Annotated in this window: 2 protein-coding genes; both read right to left on the reverse strand. The window is 63.0% G+C overall.

Features of this window, described 5'->3' with window-relative positions; genetic code table 11:
* Nucleotides 1–699, reverse strand: a 699-nt coding sequence (locus QSJ19_RS26535; protein WP_286324046.1) for an IS3 family transposase, incomplete at its 3' end; no start/stop codon positions are given.
* Nucleotides 696–1,081: transposase (locus QSJ19_RS26540; RefSeq protein WP_286324047.1), on the reverse strand; the 386-nt coding region annotated here is incomplete at its 5' end. The genes QSJ19_RS26535 and QSJ19_RS26540, both read right to left, overlap by 4 nt.

Below are 1,081 nucleotides of genomic sequence, written 5' to 3' on the forward strand. Positions count from 1 at the left end.
GGCATTGTCCCAACAGATCCCTGTCGCGCCCATTGAGCGCTTGAGACCGTACGTGCCGCATGCTGCGGCCATGTCGTGGCTGGTGTACTGGCTGCCCCGGTCGCTGTGCAGGATGGTGCTGGCAACCGACCCGCCACGGGTGAACACAGCCGCGTCCACGGCCGCCTCAACCAGCTCGGTGCGCATGTGATCGGCCAGCGACCAGCCGAGCACCCGACGCGAGTGCTCATCACGAATCGCGCACAGGTATGCATCACCCTCACCGCAGGTCAGATAGGTGATATCAGAGGTCCAGACCAGGTCGATGCCACCCTGGTCGAACACCCGCCCGACCCGGTCCGGTGGGAAGGTCGCCGTCGGATCGACCTCGGTGGTCTTGACCTTGAACGTACGTGGGCTGATGCCCTCGATACCCATCTCGGCCATGATCTTGGCGACGGTGTTCTCCGAGACCGCGACACCCTCGGCATGCAGGTCGGCCGTGATCCGCGGCGAACCGTAGGTACGCGTGGATGACTGCCAATGAGCGAGGATCTTCACCTCCAGATCGCGACGGCGCTGCTCGCGAGGTGTCAGCTCCGTACGTCGTTGCCGATCCACCCATGAGTAGAATCCGGATCGTGACACACCCAGTAGTTCCGTGAGTTTCGTGATGTCGCGGTCGGCGCACTCCGCGGCAATGAGCTCGAACCTGCTCACCGATGTTGCTGCGCCGCAAAGTACGCCGATACTTTTTTTAGGAACGCCAGATCGCGATCCTTCTCGGCGAGTTCCGCGCGTAACCGAGTCAACTCCGCGCGCTCACCAGCCGACAGGTCCCGATCCGGTGGGGCATTGCGCACTACGTCGGCGACACCATCGCGCATCCGTTCAGCGCGCACCCATTTGCCCAACAAGTTCTCATGCACGTTGAGTTCACGCGCGACCTCGGTGACCGGCCGGCCCCCGTCAATCACCCGACGAGCAGCCTCCGCCTTGAACTCAGGCGTAAACGACCGACGCGTCCTGGACATGTAGACATCCTCCCAGCAGGACCCTTCGTCCCGCCATCTCAGGTGTCCACTCAAACTGGGGAGGTTCA

It is taken from the genome of Gordonia sp. ABSL11-1 (genome assembly GCF_030315685.1).
Classification (GTDB): Bacteria; Actinomycetota; Actinomycetes; order Mycobacteriales; family Mycobacteriaceae; genus Gordonia.